Raw genomic sequence first — 22,339 nt, forward strand, 5'->3', positions numbered from 1 at the left:
TCAGCCCTCGGGAAGCTCCAGGAACGCCAGCACCGGCAGGTGGTCGGTCGCGGCCCGCAGGTCGGCCCCGGTGACGCCGGGCAGCCCGTGCGGCACCCCGCAGCCGAGGACGGTGATCCCGGGCGTGGCGAAGACGGCGTCGATCCGCTGGTACGGGTTCTCGGGCACCGAGGTGAACTCCCCGCCCCAGGGCGCGGTCGGGTAGCCGTCCCACAGCTGCGAGGCCAGCAGCCGCCAGCCCGGCCCGTCCGGGTGCTCGTTGAAGTCCCCGGCCACGATGCCCTGTTCGGCGACGGCGAGCTGGTCGAGCAGCAGCTCGAACTGCCCGTACCGCTCCTCGGCATCCAGGCTGAGGTGGCAGCTGGTGACGGTGAACGGCGCCCCGCCGGGCAGCTGCAGCAGCGCGGTGGCGAAGCCGCGCGCGTGCAGGCCGCGGGTCTTGGGCAGCAACCGGTCGTGCACGCCGAGCACCTCCACCGCGCCGGGCCGGCCGAGCAGCAGCGGCCCCGCGGCGGTGCGGCCGCCCCCGGCCAGCACCACCGTCCCGGTGCTCCGGGCCAGCCAGGCGGCCTGCCCCTCGGGCCGCCAGTAGCGCGGCGACTCCTGGATGCAGACCAGGTCGGGCGCGCAGGCCCGGATCACCCGCACCAGTGCCCGCCGGTCGTCACGCAGCGAGCGGATGTTGTAGCTGAGCAGGCGCAGCCGGCGCGGGCCGGGCGGCGGCGGCTGGACGGGTGCGGCGGTCATGGTCTCCCCTGTGTGCGTGCGTCACCGGGTCCGACCGTAATGCGACGGCGGCGGCGCGTCCGGGATTGGTCGGGGCCCGGTCGCACCGCCGCCGGCGGGCTTGGAAGCTCCCCCTGAGCCAACGCTCCGACAGCGAAGGGGGGGTACAGCAGTCTCCCCCCTGAGCCAACGCTCCGACAGCGAAGGGGGAGTAACAGTCAGGCAGTTCGGGCGAGGTCCGCCGCGCCGACGATGCCGGCCGCGGAGCCCATCGAGGCGAGCACGACCTCGGCGCGCGGGCGGTGCACGCCGCCGGTCAGGTAGTGCTCGAAGGCCTTGGCGACCGGGTCGAGCAGCAGGCGGCCCGAGTCCGAGACGCCACCGCCGAGGACGAAGACGCCCGGGTCGAACAGCGCGGCGAGGTCGGCCATGCCGCGGCCCAGCCAGTCGGCCAGCTCGGCGTAGCACTCCAGGGCGAGCGGGTCGCCCGCCTCGGCGGCCTCGGTGATGTGGATGCCGCGGATGGTCTCGGCGACGCCGTCGTTGAGCTCCAGCATCCGCCGGCCGCGCACCGGGTCGGCCGCCGCCTTCTCCCGGCCGTAGCGGCGCAGCGCGCGCCCGGAGCCGTACTGCTCCCAGCAGCCCTTGCCGCCGCAGCCGCACTGCAGGCCGTCCGGGACCATGTTGAGGTGGCCGATCTCGCCGGCCACGCCGAAGCGGCCGCGGTGCAGTCGGCTGTCCAGGACGATGCCGCCGCCGATGCCGGTGCCGACGGTGATCAGCACCATGTCGTGGTGGTCGGCGGCCGCGCCGAAGCGGAACTCGGCCCAGGCGGCGCAGTTGGCGTCGTTCTCGACCACCGTGGACAGGCCGGTGAGCTCCTCGATCCGGCCGCGCAGCGGCTCGTTCTCCCAGTCGATGTTGGGCGCGAAGATCACCGTGGAGCGGTTGCTGTCGACGAAGCCGGGGGCGCCGACGCCGACCGCGGTGACGTCGGGGTGCTGCTCCTTGAGTTCGCGCACGGCCTGCGCGATGGCGTCGACCGCCCACTGCGGGTCGGCCGGGGTGGGCACCCGGGTCCGGGCCAGGATCGCACCCGCATCGTCGACCACGCCTGCCGCGATCTTGGTCCCGCCGACATCGACGCCGATGGTCAGAGCCATGTGTCCCTCAGCTATTCACTCGTTCCCGCCGGACGGAACGGTACCGCCCAACCCTGCCCCCGTACATAGCCTCGCATACATTATTCGAAGACATTTCTGGGACAGCCGGGCCGTGACACTTCAAAAGTCGTATCTAATCCCCTCCTTCGTGACGCACGAGAGCGCATCGATCACGCTGCGAAATTCACGGATTCACTGCTTGACGGACGGCCCGTCAGCCCCGTCGGCACCCTGGGCCCCGCCCGGCGCGTCGAGGTCGATCTTCTCCACCGACGCCCCGTCCCCCGCCGTCCAGCGCCGCTCGTGCCCGGCCACCGCGGCGCGGTAGGCGGCCAGCAGCTCGGCGCCCGCGGCGGCGATCCCGGAACCGGCGGCGGCGAGGTGGGAGTAGACCTCCGGCTGCTGGGTGCGCAGGCGGTCGGCCAGCCCGGAGAGGGTGATCAGGGTGGTGGCGCTGGTCTCCTGCGCCTTCTCACCGAGTGCGGTGGCGAACCGGCGCACCTCGTCCACCAGCGGACCCAGCTCGGGCCCGAAGGGGTGGGACTGCCCGTCGGCCGACTCGCTGCGGTCGGCGCCGGGCTCGGTGCGGTCGTCGGTGCTGGTCATCGCGGGCGCCTCCTCGGCCGTGGCCGCACCCCGCGGCCCTCGAGCCCGACGCTACCGGACGGCCCCGCGCCCGAAGAAAAGCCGGAAGACCCGTCAGCCGTGCGGCCAGAGCGAAGGATCGGGCGCGAACCGCACCGAAAGCAACCCCTCGTGCAGCCCGGCTCCGGCCACCGTGCAGCGGCGCAGCGCGGAGGGCAGGGCGAGCACCCGGCGGTGGGCGCCGAGGCCGACCACCAGGTCGTCGCCCCGGCGGACCAGGTCGAGTTCGGCGCGGTCGGCGCCGGGCAGGTCGAGGTGCCAGACCAGCAGCCCCTCCTCGGCGAGCCGGTCCTCGACCGTCCAGGGCACCGGGGCGAGCCGCTCGGGGCCCGGCCCGTCCCCGTACAGGTGGTCGGCGACCGCCTCCAGGGTGCCCTCGGCCTGGCCGGAGATCAGCACCGGGGCGTCGATGTCGGCAGTGAGCCGGTCCAGTTCCTCCTGGCGGCGGCGGGCCAGTGCGGCCAGCCAGGGGTCGGGCGAGGCGAGGGCGGCCGGCGGCAGGGCGCCGTGCACGACGACGGCGTCCGGCCGGTGCCCGTGCAGCGCGAGCCCGGCCCGGATCCGGCGCAGCTCCCGGTACGGGTGGCCGTCGGCCGGGACGACCAGGCGCACGCTGGTGCCGGGGTCGTCGATCGCGGCACGGGACTCGGCGAGCAACGCGGCGGCCTTGGTGCGCCCCCCGTACAGCCACTCGGCGGGCATCGGGACGCCGGCCAGTCCGGCCAGCAGCGGGCGCAGCGCCCGGGCGGCCTGCCGCTGCTCGGGGACCAGCCGGTCCAGGTAGCGGGTCAGCTGCTCGGGCAGCGCGAGGGTGGCGATCAGCTCGGCGGGCGGCGGGGCGAGCACCACCAGGACGTCCTGGTCGGCGGCCGGCAGGGCGCGCAACAGGGCGAGCCGGGCGATGCCGGGGAGGGCGGTCAGCTCCTCGGGGTCGAGCTGTTCGGCGCCGAGCAGGTCGAGGGCGGGCTTGAGCCGGTCGGTCAGCTCGCCGACGGCGTAGCGGAAGGCGGCCTGCTCGTCGATCCGGGAGACGGTCAGGCCCGGTGCGTAGCGCACCGGTTCGGGTTCCAGGCGGGTGCCGAGGACGGAGTCCAGGGCGCGGTGCGGGTCGTCGGCGGCCAGCAGCCAGGTGCGGTGGCCGCGCCCGGCGGCGTGCAGGGCGGTGGCGGCGGCCACGGTGGGCGCGCCCGCGTCGCCGCTGACCAGGATGGTGCGCGTCGCCGTCATACCGTCAGCCCCCGTTCCGCCGCGTCAGCCCTCGTCAGCCCTCGACGCGCTTCTTCAGACCGTCCAGCGCGCGGTCGATGATGACCTTCTCCGCCTTGCGCTTGATCATGCCGAGCATCGGGATCTTGACGTCCACGGCGAGCTGGTAGGTGACCTCGGTGCGGCCGCCGGCCAGCGGGGCGAGGGTGTAGGAGCCGTCCAGCGAGCGGAGCATCTGGCTGCGGACGAGGGTCCAGCGGACCTCGCGGTCGCCGTCCCAGGTGTAGGCGAGGACGTGCTCGTCGCGGATGGCGCCGGCGTCCAGCAGCAGCCGGACCTCGGCGGCACGGCCGTCCTCGCCGGTCCCCAGGACCTCGATCTCCTTCACCTCACCGGTCCAGGCCGGGTAGGCGGCGAAGTCGGCGATCACGGCCATGACCGTGGCCGGGGTCGCGTCGATGGTGATGCTCGACCTGGTGTGCTCCGCCATGGAATGACCCTCCGTGTCGTCCCTCTGCCTGCCGGTCCGGTCGAGGCCCGCTCGACCCGATCCGCCCGGAGCAGGCTATCGCGACCGACGATCCACTCGGCCGCACGGGCACCGGCGCCGGGCCGTGCGGGCCGGGCGGCGGGGCATGCCGTCGACCGGTCACCCGGGCCCTGCCGTAGGGTGCCAGTCGAACGACCCGGTCACCGCCTGGTCCGACCCGGCCGGGTGTGACACTTCGAACACCGGGGCCGCCCCCCTGGTCGAAGCTGCCTACCGGGCAGTAACGTCCTGCCGTCCCGCAGCGTCGCGAACGAGGAGCAGTCTTGCTCGACTTCAGCCTTCCGGCCCTCTATCAGGTACCGAGCGGCGGTAACCTCTCCGACCCTGTGCACCGGAACGCCGAGGAGCACCCGGACGTCGCGGTGCTCAGCCGGAAGGTGGACGGCCACTGGCAGGAGTTGACCGCGGTCCAGTTCCTCGCCGAGGTGCACGCGGCCGCGAAGGGCCTGATCGCCTCGGGCATCGAGCCGGGTGACCGAGTGGGCATCATGTCCCGCACCCGCTACGAGTGGACGCTGCTGGACTTCGCGATCTGGACGGCCGGTGCGATCACCGTGCCGGTGTACGAGACCTCCTCCGCCGAGCAGGTCGAGTGGATCCTCGGCGACTCGGGCGCGGTCGCCGTCCTCACCGAGACCGACCAGCACCGCAAGGTGGTCGAGGAGGTCCGCGACCGGCTGCCGGAACTGAAGCACCTCTGGCAGATCGAGGGCGGCGCGCTCGCCGCGCTGGCCGAGGCGGGCAAGGACGTCCCGGACGCGACGGTCCAGGAGCGCCGCTCGATCGCCGGCCCCGACTCGGTCGCCACCATCGTCTACACCTCGGGCACCACCGGCCGCCCGAAGGGCTGCCAGCTGACGCACGGCAACTTCCTCGCCGAGTGCGGCAACATCGTCGAGCGGCTGGCCCCGCTGTTCCGCACCGGCGAGAGCTCCATCCTGCTCTTCCTGCCGCTGGCCCACGTGCTCGCCCGGATCGCCGAGATCTGCCCGGCGATGGCGCCGATCAAGCTCGGACACGTCTCCGACATCAAGGACGTCACCGCCGAGCTGGCCGCCTTCAAGCCGACCATGATCCTGGGCGTGCCCAGAGTCTTCGAGAAGGTCTACAACACCGCCCGCGCCAAGGCCCAGGCCGACGGCAAGGGCAAGATCTTCGACAAGGCCGCCGAGACCGCGATCGCCTACAGCCGGGCGCTGGACACCGGCGGTGCGGGCCTGGTCCTGCGGCTCAAGCACGCGCTCTTCGACAAGCTGGTGTACAGCAAGCTGCGCGCCGCCCTCGGCGGCCGGGCCACCCACGCCCTCTCCGGCGGGGCTCCGCTCGGCGAGCGCCTGGGCCACTTCTACCGGGGCATCGGCTTCACCGTCCTGGAGGGCTACGGCCTGACCGAGACCTGCGCGGCCACCACCTTCAACCCGTGGGACAAGCCGAAGATCGGTACGGTCGGCCAGCCGGTGCCCGGTGCCTCGGTCCGGGTCGCCGAGGACGGCGAGGTGTTCTTCAAGGGCCCGCACGTCTTCACCGGCTACTGGAACAACCCGCAGGCCACCGCCGACACCCTCAAGGACGGCTGGATCGCCACCGGCGACCTCGGCTCGCTGGACTCCGAGGGCTACCTGACCATCACCGGCCGCAAGAAGGAGATCATCGTCACCGCGGGCGGCAAGAACGTCGCCCCGGCCGTGATCGAGGACCGGATCCGGGCCCACGCCCTGGTCGGCGAGGTCATGGTGGTCGGCGACCGCAAGCCCTTCATCGCCTGTCTGATCACCGTCGACCCGGACTTCTTCCCCAAGTGGAAGGAGCTCAACGGCAAGCCCGCCGCCGCCACCGTCGCCGAGCTCGCCGACGACCCGGACCTGCTGGCCGCCCTGCAGTCCGCGGTGGACGACGGCAACGCGGCCGTCTCGCACGCCGAGGCGGTCAAGAAGTTCCGCCTGCTGGACACCGAGTTCTCCGAGGAGAGCGGCTACCTGACGCCCTCGCTCAAGCTCAAGCGCAACGTCGTGCTGAAGGACTTCGCCGCCGAGATCGAGGCGCTCTACAAGAAGTAGGCACAGCCAGAAGCAGGCAGACGTACGAGGGCCCCTCCTCCTTCCCCGGGGAAGGAGGAGGGGCCCTCGCCGCGTCAGCCCGTACTAGCCCGCCAGGAGCGAGGTCAGCCGCCCGGCCAGCAGGTCCCAGCGCCAGGAGCGCTCCACCCAGCGCCGCCCGGCCTCGCCCATCTGCCGCCGCAGCTCCTCGTCCCGCAGCAGCCGCACGATCCGCTCCGCGGCCGCCGCGGCCGAGCCGCCCGGCACCACGTACCCGGTCTCGCCCTCCAGCACGGCGTCGGGCGCACCGCCGGAGTCCCCCGCGACCACCGGCAGGCCGGTCGCCGACGCCTCCAGGTAGACGATGCCCAGGCCCTCCACGTCCAGCCCGCCGCGCCTGGTCCGGCAGGGCATCGCGAAGACGTCCCCGGCCCCGAAGTGGGCGGGCAGTTCCTCCCACGGCACCGAGCCGGTGAACCGCACCGAGGCCCGTACGCCCTTGGCGTCCGCCAGCTTCTCCAGGTCCGCCCGGTACGGGCCGCCGCCGACGATCAGCAGCACCGCGTCCGGCACGTCCGCGAGGATCTGCGGCATCGCCTCGATCAGGGTGTCCTGGCCCTTGCGCGGCACCAGCCGGGAGACGCAGACCACCACCGGCCGGTCCGCCAGTCCCAGCCGGCTGCGCACCTCGGCGCCCCCCGACTCCGGGTTGAAGGTCGTCTCGTCCACGCCCGGCGGCAGCTGCACCATCCGGGCCGCGGCCTGCGGCCCGACCGCGGCGGCGATCCGCGAGCGGGTGTACTCGCCCAGGTAGGTGAGCACGTCGGTGCCGACGCCGATCCGCCGCAGCAGCTGCCGGGAGACCGGCAGCTGGGCCCAGGCGGCCTCGTGCCCGTGGGTCATGCCCAGCAGCCGCCCGGCCCCGGCGCGGCGCAGCGTGGGCGCCATCAGGCCGAGCGGGGCGGCGGCGCCGAACCAGACCGAGTCGCACTTCTCGGCGCGCAGGATCTCGGCGGCCCGCCGGGTGACCCGGGGTGTGGGAACCATCACCTTCGTGCGGTCCCGGATCACCGGGAACGGCTGCTCGGCGTCGAACCGCCGCACCTCGCTGCCGTCCCGCCAGGTCGAGGCGTACACCACGACGCTCCCGGCGGGCTGACGGACAGCCATGTTGTGCACGAAGGCCTGGATGCCCCCGGGGCGGGGCGGGAAGTCATTGGTGACGATCAAGGTTCTGTGCATCAGGCCACGGCTCGCTCGGTCGGGGGGTGCGCGGTGTACCGCTGGGTGATCCGTACGATAGGTCAACACCATGACCCGTCGGGAACGGATCCGCGCACGGCAACCGTTTGACCCCCGGGTCAGTCCTAGTACCTAGGCCGTGGAGGACCGCGGCCCGGGCGTCCGTCTGTACGACGCCTCCGGTGAGGACGTCCGAGACGAACGAGGGAGCGCAGTGGAATTGGCCCCGGCCACCGAGCCAGGCTCTTCGCGCGGCCGCCTCGGCCGCCCGCTCGGGGCGCTCGCCGCCCTCGGGGCGACCTGGGTGGCCACCCGTACCGTGCTGGTACTGCTGATGACCGGCGTGCTGAAGGCGCCCGGTGGCGACGTCACCGCCGACGTCTGGATGATCTACCACGCCTGGTACGGGGTGCTGCAGACCGGCACCTTCCCGTTCGACGACGTGACCTGGCAGTACCCGCCGGGCGCCGCCCTGGTGATCCTGCTGCCGGGCCTGCTGCCCTGGTCGTACCTGGTCTCGTTCTGGGTGATCTGCGGGATCGCCGACGCCGCCGCGGCCGCGCTGCTGATCCGCACCGGCCTGCGCAAGGGCCGGGCGCTGACCGGCGCCTGGATGTGGGTGGTCGCCGTTCCGTTGCTCGGCCCGATGATCTACAACCGCTTCGACCTCCTGGTCACCGCGCTCACCCTGGCCGGCCTGCTGGCGCTGATCCGCCGCCCGGCGGTCGGCGGGCTGCTGCTGGGCCTGGGCGGAATCGTCAAGATCTGGCCGCTGCTCGGCCTGATCGGCACCCCCTCCGGCCGCCGCACCCGCCGCGCCTGGACGCTGGCCGCGGCCACCGCCGTCTCGGTGGGCTTCCTGCTCGCGGCCGGGATGAACGGCGCCTTCGACTTCCTGACCTTCCAGGCGGGCCGCGGCATCGAGGTCGAGTCGGTCGGCGCGCTGCCGCTGCACTTCGCCCGGATCGCCGGGGCCTGGGACGGCAAGGTCACCATGAACTACGGCTCCCCCGAGATGCTCGGGCCGTGGGTCAGTGTGATCAGCAAGGTGATGTTGGCCGGCACCGTGCTCGGCTTCCTCTGGCTGCTGCTGTGGCGCTTCACCGCCCGCCGCCGCAACGCGGCCACCATGTACGACGCCGCGCTGTGCGCGCTGCTGGTCTTCGTGGTGACCAGCCGGGTGATCAGCCCGCAGTACCTGGTCTGGCTGATCGGCGTCGCCGCGGTCTGCCTGACCGTACGCGGCACCAGCCAGCGCCCGGTGGCGCTGCTGATCCTGATCGCCTGTCCGCTGACGCTGGTCGAGTTCCCGACCATGTTCACCCAGATCCTCGCCAGCGACCCCTGGGCCGTCACCGTACTGACCCTGCGCAACCTGCTGCTGCTGACCGCCGCCGTGCTCTCCGGCGTCCGGCTCTGGCGCTCCACCCGCGCCGCGGCGGCCCTGCCGCCCACCGTGGTGCTGGACAAGACCCCGGCACTGCCGTCCGCCTCCTCCTACCCGGTCCGCCCGGGCATCGCGTACGAGCAGGACCTGTTGGACGGCATCGACCACCCGGCCGGCCGTTGAGCCTCGGGCCCGGCCGGGCGCCGGCCGCCCCGGCTAGCCCTTCAAGGACGAGACCTCGGCCCGCCAGAGCGCGGTGAACTCGGCCAGCCCGACGCCCAGCTCACCGCGCAGCAGCCGGTCGATCCGGTGCTCTCCGTCCTCGCCCTGCCCGTCGCCCGCGCCGACCGCCCGGTAGAAGGCGACCAGCCGGTCGGTCCCCCAGCGACGGGCAATCAGGTCGCAGGCGAGCCAGGACTGCTCGTAGGCCTGGGCGATGCCGGTGGCACCGGCGGTGAAGTCCGCGTCGGCGGGCAGCGCGGTGGGCAGCTTCCCGGCCGCGACGTCCCGGGCCAGCTCGGGGGCGATCTGCTGGGGGCGGCGGCCGGAGTCCCGGTAGGCGGTCCAGTCGGCGACACCTTCGGAGAGCCACAGCGGGGTCCAGGCCCGGGTGTCGGCCCTGGTCGCGACGTGGGTGGCCTCGTGGGTGACGACCACCTGCCGGCCGAAGTCGCTGAGCCGCCCGAACGCATCGGGGTTGATCACCACCCGGTCCGCCGGGGTGTGCCACGGCGCTCCGGGGGCGGCCACGGTGACCGCCGCCATGCCCGTCCAGCCCGCCGGGTCGGCTTCCAGCAGCCGGGCGAACTGGGTCTCGGTGGCGGGCAGTTCGAGCAGCAGTCGGCCCGGCCAGGCGCCGCCCCACACCGCGCTGACGGCCGGCACCGCCTTGTCCCCGACCGCGACCAGCCCGGCCGGGTCCGGCCCCTCGGCCAGGCCGAGCACCAGGCAGTGCGCGCCGGGGGTGGTACGGGCGGGGCCGAGGTCCCACAGCGCCGGGGGGCCGCTCGCGGCCTCCTCCCGCTCGACCCGCCAGCCACCCGCCTCCCGGACCAGCGCGATCCGGCGCGGGTACACCACCGGGTACTCGTCGTAGCCGGCGATCCGCACCGCCAGTTCGACGGCGGCGGTCAGCCGGTCCTGCCCGTCGGCCGCCGAAGACCTCTGATCGGGCGACAGCACCAGATTGCGGTAGACCGCCTCGGCCCCCGTGAGCCCGGACCAGGCGGGCAGCGAGCGCGCCCGCGCCGCCAGCAGATCGGCCACCTCGGCTCGCTGGTCGACCGGCCGCCCGGGTGTCGGCGGCGCGGCCGGGGGCAGCGACAGCTGGGTCAGCCCGCCGGCCGCCAGCAGCAGCGCAGCGCGCCGGGACAGCACGCGACCGGGTATGTCGGCCGGGTCGGAGGTCGTCGCGTTCAGAGCCGGACCACTCCCGCGACCGGCATCGCGTTGACGCTCTCGTACCGCACCTTGGCGCCCGGGTAGGGGGCGTGCACCATCACCCCGCCGCCGGCGTACATCCCGACGTGGTGCATGTCCCGGTAGAAGATCACCAGGTCTCCCGGCCGCGCTTCGGAGAGGCTGATCCGCTGCCCGGCGAAAGCCTGGGCCTGCGAGGTGCGCGGCAGGGTCACTCCGGCCTGCCGCCAGCTGTAGTACATCAGACCGGAGCAGTCGAAGGCGCGGGGCCCGGTGGATCCGTAGACGTACGGCGAGCCGATCATCCGCACCGCGGCGGCCAGCGCGGCCGCCCCGCGCTCGGAGGCGGCCGGGGTGGTGCCGAGGTCCAGCCGGTCGGTGCCGCGGGTGGCGCGCTGCTCGGCGTCGTCGGCGTCCTGGACGACCATCCGGGCCCGCTCGGCCGCGCTCAGGCTGTTGAGCAGCTGCTGGGCCTTGGCCAGCCGCTGCTGGATCTGCTGCTTGTTCTCGGCCAGCGAGCGCCGGGCCTGGTCCAGTTCGGCGAGCTTGCCCGCGGTCTCGGTTCGGCGCTGGTCGAGCCTGCGCTGACGGCCGACCAGCTCGTGCAGCGTCTCCTGCTGCCGCTCGGCGGCCTGCCCGAAGGTGCGGGCGCGGGCGAGGTAGGACGCGGGGTCGCTGGAGAGCATCAGCTGGGCGGTCTGGGTCATCCCGCCGCCGCGGTACTCGGCCCCGGCCACGGTCGCGAGGTCCCCGCGCAGCTGGTTGAGCTGGTCCTGGCCGGCGGCGACCTCGCCCTGGAGGAGCGTGGTCTCGCTCTGGAGCCGCTTCTGCGCCTCCTGCGCGGCGTTGCACTTCTCGGACGCCCGCTCGGCCTCGTCGTACAGCTTCTCGACCTGCGCCTTGACGTCCCTGAGATCGGGCGTGTCCGGCGCGCCGGGAGCGGCCTGGGCGCTGCCGCCGGCCGTCACGCTCAGGACCGTGGCGGCTGCCGCGGTCAGCACCAGCGCACGGGCGAGCAGTTGGGAACGACGGTGCACGGACATGGCGGCGGCGGCTCCAATCCTGGGGCACGGCCCCGCGGCCGCGCCCCAACGGGCGGCCGTCGAGCGGGAGTCCGGTGGCAGACGTTAGCGAGTCCGGGCAAGCGAGTCCAAACCCCTCCTGACCCGAATATTCGCCCCCCAATCGGACATTCGTCCAAGTCGCCGGAAAAGCCGCAGGCCCGGCCCTCCGTGGTGGAGGACCGGGCCCGAAACGGCCTGGGCGGGGATCAGACCCGCACGATGGAGGCCAGCGGCATGTTGGAGACCGCCTCGTAGCGGACCGAGGCGCCCGGCTTGGGCGCGTGCAGCACCTGGCCGTTGCCCGCGTAGATGCCGACGTGGTGGGCGTCGCTGTAGAAGATCAGCAGGTCGCCGGGCTGGGCCTGGGAGATGTCCGAGCCGATCCGGGTGCCGGCGCCGGCCTGCTCCTGCGAGGTGCGCGGCAGCGACACGCCGACCTGGTTGAACGCCCAGACCATCAGGCCGGAGCAGTCGAAGGAGCCCGGGCCGGTGGCGCCCCACACGTACGGGCTGCCGACCTTGCTCGCGGCGGCGGCCAGCGCGGCGGCACCGTGCGAGCTGCCGGGGGCGGCCGGCTTGGCGACCGGCGAGGAGGAGGCCGCGGAGCCCGAACCCGAGCCCGAGCTGATGTCGGTGCGGCCGCTGTCGCGCGAGGCGCGGTCGGCGGCGGCCTGCTGCTGCTGGGCGGCCTTCGCGGCTGCGTCGGCCTGGGCCTTGGCGTCGGCCGCGGCCTTCTCCTCGGCCTGACGGATCGCCTGGCGCTCCTGCTCGGTCAGGGTGTTGAGCAGGTCCTGCGCGGCCTTCAGCTTGTTCTGGACCTCCTCCTTGGAGGTCTTCAGCTGCTGGGTGGTGGACTCCAGCTCGGCGAGCTTGCCCTGGGCCTCGGTGCGGTCCTGGTCGAGCTTGCGCTGCTCCTCCTGGAGCTGCTTCAGCTGGTTCTTCTGGGTGTCACCGGCCTGGTTGAGCGCACCGGCCTGGTTGAGGAAGTTGTCCGGGCTGGTGGAGAGCATCAGCTGGACGGTCGGGGATATGCCGCCGTTGCGGTACTGCTCCCCGGCGATCTCGGCGAGCCCGCCCTGCATGTCGGTCACCTGGGCCTGCTGCCGGGCCACCTGGTCCTGCAGGCCGGAGACCTGCTTCTCCAGGGCCTGCTGCTTCTCCTGGGCGGCGTTGTACTTCTCGGTCGCCTGCTCGGCCTGCTCGTTGAGCTGGTCGACCTGCTCCTTGACCTGGTCCTTGGTCGGCTGCGGGTCGGCGTGCGCGCCGGACTGCGCGGAGAGGGCGACGGCTGCCGCGGCGACACCGGTCAGGATCGAGACACGGGCGCGGCTGGCGGGCTTGGGACGACGATGGGACGCCACGAAGGCGGACTCCTTCTTCCTACGTCCGCCTACCGGGTGAGCTGACGGGTTCGGGCCGGAAGCATGCCCTACGACGCCTCACAGCCGTTCCAGCGGCCGACCTGGCGCCGATTCACCCCGGAGGAACGTGGTTCCCCGGCTCCGCTCCGCAGCGCCCCCGACCACTGGGCTCCCCTGTCGGGCAGTCACTTCGACCTGCCCCGCTGTTTCGCGAACTCGACGGTAACCACCGCCGCCACCCAGGCTGGGTGATCGACAGTGCGGTGGTTCGGGGCACGACCCTAGTAACTGAACCGTGATCCGTTCAAATCCTTGTCAGAAAAAAGACGGAAGATTTCCCGTGTTCTTTTGTGAAAATGACCGATGGTGATCGCTGCTGCACGCAAAGCTGATCGGATCTCACCGGCCGACCACGGAACGGACAAACCCGAAGCGCCACCCCCGACAGGAGGGTGGCGCGGATCACAGGAGCGGAACCCGGACTTTCCGGCGTGTCGGGGTGTCAGACCCGGCGGATCGTGTTGATCGGCATCGCGTCGGCCTTCATCACCTTCACCACGTCCCCGGTGTGCGGCGCGTGGACCACCATGCCGTTGCCGATGTACATCCCGACGTGGTGCCGGTCGCTGCCGTAGATCACCAGGTCGCCCGGCTGGGCCTGGTCCAGCGAGGGCACCGCGGTACCGACGTTGCCCTGCTCCTGCGAGGTGCGCGGCAGCGAGACGCCGGCCTGGGCGTACGACCAGAGCATCAGGCCCGAGCAGTCGAAGGTGCTCGGCCCCGTGGCGCCCCACTGGTACGGCGAGCCCTGCTTGCTCATCGCCTTGGCGACGGCCACGGCCGCGTAGCCGCTGGCAGGCGGCAGGCTGCTGAGGTCGACCCGGGCCGTGCCGCGCGAGGCGCGGTCGTCCTGCTGCTGCTGGGCCTTCAGCGCGGCGCGGTCGGCGGCGCTGAGCGAGTTCAACAGGTCCTGGGCGGCCTTCAGCTTCTGGTTGACGTCCGACTTGGCCTGGTTCAGGTCCTTGGTGGTGGAGTCCAGCGAGGACAGGACCGCGGCGGCCTCGGCCTTCTCCTGGTCCAGCCGGCGCTGCTGGTCGAGCAGGCTCTTGAGCGCCTCGGTCTGGCTGGCGCTGGCCTGCTGGACGCTGGAGGCCTTCTCCAGGTAGCCGGACGGGTCGGAGGAGAGCATCAGCTGGACGGACGGGTCGATGCCGCCGGTGCGGTACTGGTCGCCCGCCACCTCGGCCAGGCCCGCCTGCAGCTGGGTCATCTGGTCCTGGCTGCGGGCCACCTGGTCCTGCAGCTGGTCGGCCTGTTTGCGGAGCTGGTCGGCCCGCTCCTTGGCGCCGTTGTACTTCTCCGCCGCCTGCTCCTGCTCCTGCTGGAGCTGGTCGATCTGCGCCTTGACGTCGTCCTTGCTCGGCTGCGGCGCCGCGTGCGCACCCACCTGGGCGGAGAGGGCGACCGCGGTCGCAGCGGCAGCGGTGAGCACGGAGACCCGCGCGCGGCTCGGCTGCTTGGGACGGCGGTGGGAGGCCAAGGGACCGGCTCCTTCTTCCATCGGACTCACCTGATCGGATGAGATTCCGGAAAATAGGTTTGACGCCAGACCCTAGTGAAGATCTATCCGTTTTGCCACTCCCCGAAGGCGTGAACTCCGGCCCCCACGCTGACTTCACGGGATCCGCACACCCTCGCAAAACGGACACTGCCCGGGCTCCACACCGCCCGACCCGAGGTCAGGGCCGGGCCAGCCGGTTCAGCAGCAGCACCGACGCCACCGGGCGCGCGCCCGCCTTCCGCACGCCCTCCGCGACCTCCCGGTCGGTGGACACCACCACCACCGGACGGCCCTGCGGCTCGGCCCGCACCAGACGACGGATCAACTCGTCCGCGGTCTCCCCGGTCCGACTGAACCGTACCCGAACCCCACGCGGTGGCGCCATGATCACCGGAACGTCCAGGTCCTGCCCGTCGAACACACAGGTGACCTCCGCCTGGGTGCGCTGGGCCAGCATCGCCAGCCCGCCCAACAACCGGATCCGCTGCTGCTCCAACGGCAGCGTCGGATAGCCGGTCTTGGTCACGTTGTAGCCGTCCACCACCAGGTGAACCTGCGGGATCGCCAGCAGCTGGTCCAGCAGCGCCGGATCGTCCTCGGCCAGGCCGCGCCGGGCCACGTCGTGCGGCGAGGCCGCCCCCGGCACCACCGCCTCCACCAGGTCCGCCGGACGGATCTGGGAGACCGGCAGCGCCAGCTCCCGCTGCAGCCCCTGCGCCGACTGCAGCACGGTGTCCAGCAGCAGCCGCAGCCGCATGTCCTCGACGCCGCGCCCCTCGCGGGCCGAACGGCGGCCCTGCTCGGCGGCGTTCTCCAGCTCGGACACCCGGTGCCGCAGCCGCCGCGCCTCGCTCTCGGCCGCGCTGCGCTCGGTCACGGCCTGCGCCTTCGCGGCCTCCAGTTCCCCGGTCACCCGCCGGGTCTCGGCCTGCGCCCGGCGGGTGTCGCTCTCCAGCGAGCGCACCTTCTTGCGCAGCGACTCGGCCTCCCGCCGGACGCCCTCGAACTCCGCGCGCTGCCGGTCCAGGTCGGTCCGCGCGGCCGCCCGCACCTCGGCCAGCTCGGCCTGCAGCTTCTCCACCAGCCGGGTGGCCTCCGCGGCCGCGTCCTCGGCGCCCGCCCGCTCGGCCTCCTCGCCGGCCTCGGCGACCAGCCGGCTCCAGCCGGCCGAACGCACCAGGTAGGCCGCGGCTGCGACGTCCATCGGATCGGCGGCGCTGGGGACGGTGCCCGACTCCAGCGCCTTCACCAGATCCGGCTGGCCCAGCCGCAGCCGCTCCGCTATCCGCACCCGGAAGGCCGGCTCGGACTCCAGCGCCGCCGCCAGCGCGGTGGCCGCGTACTTGGCGCGCCGCACGGGGGTGAACTTGACGTACTGACGCAGGCTCTGCGGCAGCTCCGCGGGCGGCAGCCCGCCCAGCGCGTCCGAGGCCAGCCCGACCACCCGCCGGCGCACCCCCTCGGGCAGCGGCCGGTCGAGCTTCTCGACCGCGAGCTCCGAAGCGGCGTCGGCATCACCGGAGTCACCGGACTCCGCGCTCTCCGGGGCAGCGGCCGCCGGGAGGGGGGTCTCCGTGAGAGGGGTCTCCGACGGGACCGTCTCGGCGCCCGGCTCCGGTGCCGGCGCAGCGGGCTGAAGCCCCTGCGCTTCGGCGGGCTCCTTCGCTGCGTCCACCACGTCCTCGGCTCCGATCCTGGTCCAGCGGGTGCGGCCGCGGCCGCCCCCGTCGTCACGCTCCGTGCGTCTTGTCTGTATTGTCCCGTGCGGCGGACGGGCGCGTCGCGCACCGCCCGCCGCACCGGCGGGGATCAGCCCTACGCGGCGGGGGCCTCCGCGCCCTCGGCGCCAGGACGGGCCACCAGCTCGACCTGGTCCACCGCGTTGCACCAGCGGCAGCGCACCGACTCGATCGTCTCGCTGAGCACCTCGGTCTCCTCGACCTTGGATTCGCCGGCCAGGTCGAAGTGCAGGAACTCGGTCACCCGCGCGGTGCGGGTCACGTCGAAGCGGGTGAGGTTGCTGCACAGCGTGCAGCGCCAGCGCGTCTCGGCGGTCAGAGCGGGGACGGTCATCGGGGATCCTCTCGGCTGGTCCCTGGGTGGGCTAGGCGCTCCCCCCGGGGCCCCGGCGTCGGCGGCGGGAGGCGGGAATGCCCGCCCCCAGCCTATTGCCTGGGGCAACCGTCACGGCCACCGGTTGCCGGAACAGTGAGGGCTAGTCCACCTGCCGTAAACCGCCGTGTCACCTGCGCCGTCCGGAGGGATGCTTGGCCGCATGGCGCTCGCGGCCCCCGACCACACCGACGCGCGGGACGGCCCCCCGGCGGTGCCCGCCCCGGCGGTCACCTACGCCCTGATCGCGGTCAACACCCTGGTCTTCCTGCTCGGCCCCGCCGCCGGGCTCAACCCGCTGTACGGCCGGGACCAGGCCCGGGTCTGCGCCGAGCAGAGGTACGAGCAGCGCTGGGGCGCCGTCCCGGCCGAACTGCTGACCGGACACCCGCTGACCGCCGAACAGCTCGCCGAGGCGCCCGACCCCGTCCCCGGCTGCCCGGCCGCCCCCACCCCGGGCAAGCACCCGGCGGTGTCCGCCCTCACCGGCCTCTTCCTGCACGCCGGCTGGCTGCACCTGCTGGGCAACCTGCTCTTCCTCTATGTCTTCGGTCCCACCGTCGAACGACGGCTCGGCCGAGCCAGGTTCCTCCTCTTCTACCTGGCGGCCGGCAGCCTGGCCGCGTACGGCTTCGCCCTCGCCGAGGCGCACTCGGCGGATGCGACCCGGGTCCTGATCGGCGCTTCCGGCGCGATCTCCGGGGTGCTCGGCGCCTATCTGCGCTTCCACCCGCGTGCTCGGGTGACCACCCTGGTCCCGCTGCTCCTCTTCCTTCCGCTGCGCTTCCCGGCCTGGCTGGTGCTCGGCCTCTGGTTCGCCCTGCAGTGGTGGTCGGTGCACTCGGCCGGGCCCGGGGTGGCCTACCTGGTCCATGTGATCGGCTTCTCGGCCGGCTTCCTCTACGCCTGCACCGTCGTCGGTCACCCCCCGAGACGTGCCCGCTGAGGCCCGATACGCTGGCGGCACCCCACAAAGGAGCCCGAACAGTGATCACCGCCATCGTCCTGATCAAGACCAGTGTCGACCGCATCCCGGAGATCGCCGAGGCCATCGCTGCCATCGAGGGCGTCAGCGAGGTGTACTCGGTGACCGGTGGCTACGACCTGGTGGCGATGGTCCGGGTGCGCCGCCACGACGACCTGGCCGAGGTCATCCCGGGCCGGCTCAACAAGGTCCCGGGCGTGGCCCACACCGAGACCCAGATCGCCTTCCGCACCTACTCCCAGCACGACCTGGAAGCGGCCTTCGCCCTCGGTCTGGACGAGTAGGGCTCAGCCCTCGCGACGCCCCCTGTCGATCTGCACAGTCGCCACACAACGGCCGCCCTCGTTGCGGTAGTTCCAGGCCGCGCCGTCCGTGACCAGCTCGCGGACGGCGGTCAGGAAGCGCTCGACGTGCTCGTCCGGGGTCCCGGCGCCGAAGCTCACCCGGATCGCGTTCAGGCTGCGCTCGCCCGGCAGCGAGGGCTCGGGCGCCCCGCACTCGGACGGGGGGACGTCCTCGTCGCCGAGCAGGGTGCGCACCAGCGGGTGCGCGCAGAACAGCCCGTCGCGCACCCCGATGCCGTACTCGGCGGACAGCGCGGCCGAGAAGTGCGAGCTGTTCCAGCCCTGCACGACGAAGGACAGCACGCCCACCCGGGCCGAGCCCGCCCCGAACAGGTTCAGTACCTTGACCTGCGGGATCTCCGCCAGCCCCGCCGTCAGCCGCTCGACCAGCTGCCGCTCCCGGGCCTCCAGCGCGTCGAAGCCGGCCTCGGTCAGCGCCCGGCAGGCCGAGGCGATCGCGTAGGCGCCGATGACGTTCGGCGAACCGGCCTCGTGCCGGGCCGGGCCGGTGTGCCACTGGACGGCCACCGAGCCGTCCACCTCCCGCGCCACCGTCCGGGTCGCCCCGCCGCCGGCCAGGTACGGCCGGGCCGCGTCCAGCCAGTCGGAGCGCCCGGCCAGCACCCCGGCGCCGAACGGCGCGTACAGCTTGTGGCCGGAGAAGGCGATCCAGTCGACGTCCAACTCGCGCACCGAGACCCGGTGGTGCGGGGCCAGCTGGGCGGCGTCCAGCACCACCCGGGCGCCGTGCCGGTGCGCGGTCCCGGTCAGCTCGGCGACCGGCCACAGCTCGCCGGTCACGTTGGAGGCGCCCGTGACGCACAGCAGTTTCGGCCCCTCGGGCGCCGCGGCCAGTGCGGCGTCCAGTGCGGCCACCGCCTCGGCCCGCGAGCGCGGCGCCCGCAGGTAGCTGACCTCCAGCCCGGCGTGCGCCCAGGGCAGCAGCGAGGCGTGGTGCTCGGTCTCGAAGGCGAACACCCGGGTGCCGGCCGGCACGGCGGCGGCCAGCAGGTTGAGCGAGTCGGTGGTGGCGCGGGTGAAGACCACCTGGTCGCCCTCGCGCAGGTCGAGGAACTCGGCGACGGTCCGGCGGCTCTGCTCGAACAGGTCGGTGGAGAGCTGGGAGAGGTACCCGGCGCCCCGGTGCACGCTGCCGTAGTACGGCGCGTAGGCGGCGACGTCGTCCCACACCCGCTGGAGCGCCGGCGCGCTGGCGGCGTAGTCGAGCGCCGCGTAGCCGACCTTCTCCCCGCTGGCCAGCGGGACCTGGACGTCGCGGCCCAGGACGGCGAGCGGCGCGCAGATTTCGGTGGAGAGGGACATGAGGATGCACTCCTTCAGGGATGAGGGACCCCGGGAGTGCTAGTCGTCGGGCGTCCGCGCTTGTCGCACGGACGGCTTGCCGAGCGACCCGGTCCTCACCCAGGGCACCCCGCCACGGACGGAGGGTTGCCGGACAGCAAGCTGGGGCTTGACGCTGTCACTCATGACCTGGCCAAGACTCTAGGTCGGGCCCGCCGGGTGGTCAAACAGGCATCCACCATCCGGACAGCGCCTTCGCCCCCTCGTCTCCGGGGCGCTCGAACCCGACGCCGACGCTCGTCACTCCGGCGCCCGTACCTCGCTTGTCGCTTTTCAACTTTCGGCGCCGGCGCGCCACTTCGGCTCGGGGCGTGCACTCGGGACGCGTGCTCGGGACGTGCGAAGGGCCCGCACCGGCGAACCGGTACGGGCCCTCGACTTCCGCCTCGGCTACCGGCTGGTGGCGTCCGCCCAGCGCCGCAGCAGGTCCCGCGCGGCGCCCGAGTCGATCGCCTCCGCCGCCCGCGCCATGCCCGCGGCGAGCTGCTCCGGCAGCGGCGCGTCGCCCAGGTCGAGCGCCACCAGCGCCGCCGCGGTGTTCAGCAGCACGGCGTCCCGCACCGGCCCGTGCTCTCCGGCCAGCAGCCTGCGCGCGACCTCGGCGTTGTAGGCGGCGTCCGCCCCGCGCAGCGCCTCGATGCCGACCAGCTCGATGCCGACGTCCCGCGGGTCGAAGGAGGTCTCGGTGACCACCCCGTCGCGCACCAGCCACACCTGCGAGGTGGTGGTGATGGTCAGTTCGTCCAGCCCGTCGTCGCCGCGGAACACCAGCGCGGTCGCCCCGCGCCCGGCGAGCACCCCGGCGATCAGCCCGGCGAGCCGCGTGTCGAAGCAGCCGATCGCGTGCGAGGTGACCTTGGCCGGGTTGGTCAGCGGGCCGAGGATGTTGAAGGCGGTGGGCACCCCGAGGTCGCGCCGCGCGGTGGCGGCGTGCCGCATCGAGGGGTGGAACTTCGCCGCGAAGCAGAAGGTGAGCCCGACCTCCTCGGCCACCTCGGCCACCCGGCGGGCCGACAGGTCCAGCGCCACCCCGAGCTTCTCCAGCACGTCCGAGGAGCCGCTGGCGGAGGAGGCCGACCGGTTGCCGTGCTTGACCACCTTGGCCCCGGCGGCCGCCGCGACGATCGCCGACATGGTGGAGATGTTGACGGTCTTCGCCCGGTCCCCGCCGGTGCCGACGATGTCCACCGCCGGGCCGGGGATGTCCAGTGGCTCGGCGTGCTCGTACATCGCGTCGACCAGACCGGCGATCTCGTCGACCGACTCGCCCTTGGCCCGCAGCGCCACCATGAACCCGGCCACCTGGACGGGGGACGCCTCGCCGCTCATGATCCGGTCCATCGCCCACGCGGTGGACGGGCGGTCGAGGTCCTCCCCCTTCAACAGTGCCGCCAGGAGGTCCGGCCAGGTGCGGACCACCTGCGCGGGGTCGCTACCGCCGTTCGCAGGGTTCACGTTCACCATGGCTGACTCCAGCTGTCGTGGGTTCCCCTGTACCGGGGAGGTCCGTACGGATGGAGCCAGCCTATCGAGCGGTGGGGTTCCTACGGCGGTGTCTTCTCTAGTACTGAGACAACCCCGCTCAACGCGCGGCCGGGGCCCGCTTCGCCAGCCGCGCCCGCAGCAGGGTGGCGACCGCCCCGGCCAGCGCGACCGGGTCCACCGGGCGGGAGATCGCGGCATCGGCCCTGCTCCAGGCGGCCAGCCAGGAGTCCTGCGGCCGGCCGATCAGCACCAGCACCGGCGGGCAGCCGTAGATCTCGTCCTTGAGCTGGCGCCCGAGGCCGAGCCCGCCGGCCGGCACCGCCTCGCCGTCCAGGACGCAGAGGTCGATGCCGCCCTTCTCCAGCGCCTTGAGCACCGCGGGGGTGGTCGCGCACTCCAGGTAGGACAGCTCCGGAAGATCCTCGGCGGGTCGACGGCCGAGCGCCGTCAGCACCTGCTCGCGGGTGTTGCGGTCGTCGCTGTAGACGAGGACGGTGAGCGTCTCGTCGGTCGTGTACGCCATGGACCCTGCTCCCTCAAGTGTGATCCGGACCACGTTCACCTGATCCGGATGCTACTCCCGTTTCCCCCCGTCCCGGGTCCCCCTCGCGCACGTTCCCGCTCAAGCCGCCGCGCCCACGGCTCACCCACCCGGAGGACGGCCCGTCACCCGGACCCACCGAGACCACCCGGACGGCCGATGCGGCGCCCCGTCCCCTACAACCCGACGCCGCGCCGACCGTGCAACGACGCGCCGGGCAAGGGGGTCGCGGGCTCGCCGAGGAACCGTCAGAAAAGGGACACGCCGCTGCTCAGCCCCCGCCCGGACACCCCGTCGACGGCCAAGCGGGCATACCGCACGCACCGGACACTCCGAGGGACACCCCCCGACGTGAAGACGGAATAAGGGACCGACATAATGTCCGTCGTGGCGACAGCAACAGCAGTAGAAACCGGGCACGCGCACGGATCGGTCAACCGACCGAACATGGTCAGCGTCGGAACGATCGTCTGGCTCAGTTCCGAGTTGATGTTCTTCGCGGCCCTCTTCGCGATGTACTTCACGCTCCGCTCCGTCAAGGGAGCCGAGTTCTGGACCGAGAAGGCGCACGCCCTGAACGTGGGCTTCTCCTCGGTCAACACGACCATCCTGGTGCTCTCCTCGCTGACCTGCCAGCTCGGTGTGTTCGCCGCCGAGCGCGGGGACGTGAAGAAGCTCCGCATGTGGTTCATCATCACGTTCATGATGGGCGCGATCTTCATCGGCGGCCAGGTCTACGAGTACACCGAGCTGGTCAAGAAGGACGGCCTCTCGCTGTCCTCCGACCCGTACGGCACGGTGTTCTACCTGACCACCGGCTTCCACGGGCTGCACGTGACGGGTGGTCTGATCGCCTTCCTGCTGGTCCTGGGACGGACGTACGCAGCCAAGCGCTTCACGCACGAGCAGGCCACCGCCGCGATCGTCGTGTCGTACTACTGGCACTTCGTCGACGTCGTGTGGATCGGCCTGTTCGCGACCATCTACCTGATCAAGTAACCAGCTGATCAGGTCGCTGGCCACCGGCTGCGGCCCCCGCCCTCATCGGCGACGGGCCGCTTCTGCCGGTGCCGACGCTCCCACCGACCGACCGCGCGCGCAGCCTTGGAACAGGCAGCCTCGTGCCGGCCAGACCGGCAGCCGGGTGCAC

20 protein-coding genes and 2 riboswitches are annotated in these 22,339 nt (G+C 72.9%); of the genes, 5 read left to right on the forward strand and 15 right to left on the reverse strand.

Annotated features, from left to right (window positions below; translation table 11 throughout):
* The 5 genes from ACFVWU_RS21895 to ACFVWU_RS21915 form a co-directional block, all read right to left on the reverse strand.
* Complete coding sequence (locus ACFVWU_RS21895) at positions 1 to 747, reverse strand: endonuclease/exonuclease/phosphatase family protein (RefSeq protein ID WP_387623455.1); 747 nt, start codon at positions 745 to 747, stop codon at positions 1 to 3.
* 197 nt (positions 748 to 944) lie between these two features.
* Positions 945 to 1,889 carry an ROK family glucokinase gene (locus ACFVWU_RS21900; RefSeq protein WP_380609259.1) on the reverse strand — a complete coding sequence of 315 codons (945 nt, stop codon included), beginning with the start codon at positions 1,887 to 1,889 and terminating at the stop codon, positions 945 to 947.
* 192 nt (positions 1,890 to 2,081) lie between these two features.
* Positions 2,082 to 2,495 carry a DUF5304 family protein gene (locus ACFVWU_RS21905; protein WP_387623457.1) on the reverse strand — a complete coding sequence of 138 codons (414 nt, stop codon included), beginning with the start codon at positions 2,493 to 2,495 and terminating at the stop codon, positions 2,082 to 2,084.
* A 93-nt stretch (positions 2,496 to 2,588) separates the two neighbouring features.
* Positions 2,589 to 3,761, reverse strand: a complete 1,173-nt coding sequence (locus ACFVWU_RS21910) for an ArsA family ATPase (protein ID WP_387623459.1) — start codon at positions 3,759 to 3,761, stop codon at positions 2,589 to 2,591.
* Between the two features lie 34 nt (positions 3,762 to 3,795).
* On the reverse strand, positions 3,796 to 4,230 hold the full coding sequence (locus tag ACFVWU_RS21915; RefSeq protein ID WP_387623462.1) for an SRPBCC family protein: 435 nt from the start codon (positions 4,228 to 4,230) through the stop codon (positions 3,796 to 3,798).
* A 323-nt stretch (positions 4,231 to 4,553) separates the two neighbouring features.
* Between ACFVWU_RS21915 and ACFVWU_RS21920 the strand changes: the two genes are divergently transcribed.
* Positions 4,554 to 6,347, forward strand: coding sequence for an AMP-dependent synthetase/ligase (locus ACFVWU_RS21920; protein ID WP_387623464.1), 1,794 nt, complete (start codon positions 4,554 to 4,556; stop codon positions 6,345 to 6,347).
* 84 nt (positions 6,348 to 6,431) lie between these two features.
* Here ACFVWU_RS21920 and ACFVWU_RS21925 read toward each other — a convergent pair whose 3' ends face one another.
* On the reverse strand, positions 6,432 to 7,568 hold the full coding sequence (locus ACFVWU_RS21925; protein ID WP_387623467.1) for a glycosyltransferase family 4 protein: 1,137 nt from the start codon (positions 7,566 to 7,568) through the stop codon (positions 6,432 to 6,434).
* A gap of 214 nt (positions 7,569 to 7,782) precedes the next feature.
* Here ACFVWU_RS21925 and ACFVWU_RS21930 point away from each other — a divergent pair, with 214 nt between their 5' ends.
* Positions 7,783 to 9,138 carry a glycosyltransferase 87 family protein gene (locus ACFVWU_RS21930; protein WP_387623470.1) on the forward strand — a complete coding sequence of 452 codons (1,356 nt, stop codon included), beginning with the start codon at positions 7,783 to 7,785 and terminating at the stop codon, positions 9,136 to 9,138.
* 33 nt (positions 9,139 to 9,171) lie between these two features.
* Here ACFVWU_RS21930 and ACFVWU_RS21935 read toward each other — a convergent pair whose 3' ends face one another.
* The 6 genes from ACFVWU_RS21935 to ACFVWU_RS21960 form a co-directional block, all read right to left on the reverse strand.
* The gene (locus ACFVWU_RS21935) at positions 9,172 to 10,332 is read right to left on the reverse strand and encodes a hypothetical protein (protein WP_387623473.1); all 1,161 of its coding nucleotides are present in this window, start codon (positions 10,330 to 10,332) and stop codon (positions 9,172 to 9,174) included.
* Between the two features lie 38 nt (positions 10,333 to 10,370).
* Positions 10,371 to 11,417, reverse strand: a complete 1,047-nt coding sequence (locus tag ACFVWU_RS21940; RefSeq protein ID WP_387623476.1) for an NlpC/P60 family protein — start codon at positions 11,415 to 11,417, stop codon at positions 10,371 to 10,373.
* A gap of 227 nt (positions 11,418 to 11,644) precedes the next feature.
* A complete protein-coding gene (locus tag ACFVWU_RS21945) occupies positions 11,645 to 12,799 on the reverse strand; it encodes an NlpC/P60 family protein (RefSeq protein WP_387623478.1) in 1,155 nt (384 codons plus the stop codon).
* A gap of 10 nt (positions 12,800 to 12,809) precedes the next feature.
* Positions 12,810 to 12,963, reverse strand: a riboswitch (cyclic di-AMP (ydaO/yuaA leader).
* Between the two features lie 338 nt (positions 12,964 to 13,301).
* Positions 13,302 to 14,339, reverse strand: coding sequence for an NlpC/P60 family protein (locus ACFVWU_RS21950; RefSeq protein ID WP_387623481.1), 1,038 nt, complete (start codon positions 14,337 to 14,339; stop codon positions 13,302 to 13,304).
* Between the two features lie 199 nt (positions 14,340 to 14,538).
* Positions 14,539 to 16,038 (reverse strand): NYN domain-containing protein, encoded by a 1,500-nt coding sequence (locus ACFVWU_RS21955; protein WP_387623483.1) that lies wholly within the window; start codon positions 16,036 to 16,038, stop codon positions 14,539 to 14,541.
* Positions 16,039 to 16,175: 137 nt separating this feature from the next.
* The gene (locus ACFVWU_RS21960) at positions 16,176 to 16,433 is read right to left on the reverse strand and encodes a hypothetical protein (protein WP_387623486.1); all 258 of its coding nucleotides are present in this window, start codon (positions 16,431 to 16,433) and stop codon (positions 16,176 to 16,178) included.
* Between the two features lie 202 nt (positions 16,434 to 16,635).
* Between ACFVWU_RS21960 and ACFVWU_RS21965 the strand changes: the two genes are divergently transcribed.
* Positions 16,636 to 17,418, forward strand: a complete 783-nt coding sequence (locus ACFVWU_RS21965) for a rhomboid family intramembrane serine protease (protein WP_387623488.1) — start codon at positions 16,636 to 16,638, stop codon at positions 17,416 to 17,418.
* A 41-nt stretch (positions 17,419 to 17,459) separates the two neighbouring features.
* The gene (locus ACFVWU_RS21970) at positions 17,460 to 17,741 is read left to right on the forward strand and encodes an Lrp/AsnC ligand binding domain-containing protein (protein ID WP_030240061.1); all 282 of its coding nucleotides are present in this window, start codon (positions 17,460 to 17,462) and stop codon (positions 17,739 to 17,741) included.
* Positions 17,742 to 17,744: 3 nt separating this feature from the next.
* Here ACFVWU_RS21970 and ACFVWU_RS21975 read toward each other — a convergent pair whose 3' ends face one another.
* The 3 genes from ACFVWU_RS21975 to ACFVWU_RS21985 form a co-directional block, all read right to left on the reverse strand.
* Positions 17,745 to 19,124: an aminotransferase class V-fold PLP-dependent enzyme gene (locus tag ACFVWU_RS21975; RefSeq protein ID WP_387623492.1), complete on the reverse strand. Its 1,380-nt coding sequence runs from the start codon at positions 19,122 to 19,124 to the stop codon at positions 17,745 to 17,747.
* 51 nt (positions 19,125 to 19,175) lie between these two features.
* A riboswitch (SAM riboswitch) is annotated at positions 19,176 to 19,293 on the reverse strand.
* A gap of 260 nt (positions 19,294 to 19,553) precedes the next feature.
* Positions 19,554 to 20,627, reverse strand: a complete 1,074-nt coding sequence (gene trpD / locus ACFVWU_RS21980) for an anthranilate phosphoribosyltransferase (RefSeq protein ID WP_387623495.1) — start codon at positions 20,625 to 20,627, stop codon at positions 19,554 to 19,556.
* A 118-nt stretch (positions 20,628 to 20,745) separates the two neighbouring features.
* Positions 20,746 to 21,171, reverse strand: a complete 426-nt coding sequence (locus ACFVWU_RS21985; protein ID WP_387623498.1) for a hypothetical protein — start codon at positions 21,169 to 21,171, stop codon at positions 20,746 to 20,748.
* A gap of 396 nt (positions 21,172 to 21,567) precedes the next feature.
* On the opposite strand from ACFVWU_RS21985, the gene ACFVWU_RS21990 reads away from it, so the two are divergent.
* Entirely contained in the window at positions 21,568 to 22,188 is a 621-nt protein-coding gene (locus tag ACFVWU_RS21990; RefSeq protein WP_355673336.1) for a heme-copper oxidase subunit III, read from the forward strand.
* Positions 22,189 to 22,339: the final 151 nt, after the last annotated feature.

Origin of the sequence: Kitasatospora sp. NPDC058190 (genome assembly GCF_042883685.1) — a bacterium.
Classification (GTDB): domain Bacteria; phylum Actinomycetota; class Actinomycetes; order Streptomycetales; family Streptomycetaceae; genus Kitasatospora.

Coding starts and splice junctions, on each gene's coding strand:
- ACFVWU_RS21895 (WP_387623455.1), bottom strand. CDS start 747: ATGACCGCCGCACCCGTCCAGCCGCCGCCGCCCGGCCCGCGCCGGCTG.
- ACFVWU_RS21900 (WP_380609259.1), bottom strand. CDS start 1,889: ATGGCTCTGACCATCGGCGTCGATGTCGGCGGGACCAAGATCGCGGCA.
- ACFVWU_RS21905 (WP_387623457.1), bottom strand. CDS start 2,495: ATGACCAGCACCGACGACCGCACCGAGCCCGGCGCCGACCGCAGCGAG.
- ACFVWU_RS21910 (WP_387623459.1), bottom strand. CDS start 3,761: ATGACGGCGACGCGCACCATCCTGGTCAGCGGCGACGCGGGCGCGCCC.
- ACFVWU_RS21915 (WP_387623462.1), bottom strand. CDS start 4,230: ATGGCGGAGCACACCAGGTCGAGCATCACCATCGACGCGACCCCGGCC.
- ACFVWU_RS21925 (WP_387623467.1), bottom strand. CDS start 7,568: ATGCACAGAACCTTGATCGTCACCAATGACTTCCCGCCCCGCCCCGGG.
- ACFVWU_RS21940 (WP_387623476.1), bottom strand. CDS start 11,417: ATGTCCGTGCACCGTCGTTCCCAACTGCTCGCCCGTGCGCTGGTGCTG.
- ACFVWU_RS21960 (WP_387623486.1), bottom strand. CDS start 16,433: ATGACCGTCCCCGCTCTGACCGCCGAGACGCGCTGGCGCTGCACGCTG.
- ACFVWU_RS21965 (WP_387623488.1), top strand. CDS start 16,636: ATGGCGCTCGCGGCCCCCGACCACACCGACGCGCGGGACGGCCCCCCG.
- ACFVWU_RS21975 (WP_387623492.1), bottom strand. CDS start 19,124: ATGTCCCTCTCCACCGAAATCTGCGCGCCGCTCGCCGTCCTGGGCCGC.
- trpD (WP_387623495.1), bottom strand. CDS start 20,627: ATGGTGAACGTGAACCCTGCGAACGGCGGTAGCGACCCCGCGCAGGTG.
- ACFVWU_RS21985 (WP_387623498.1), bottom strand. CDS start 21,171: ATGGCGTACACGACCGACGAGACGCTCACCGTCCTCGTCTACAGCGAC.
- ACFVWU_RS21990 (WP_355673336.1), top strand. CDS start 21,568: ATGTCCGTCGTGGCGACAGCAACAGCAGTAGAAACCGGGCACGCGCAC.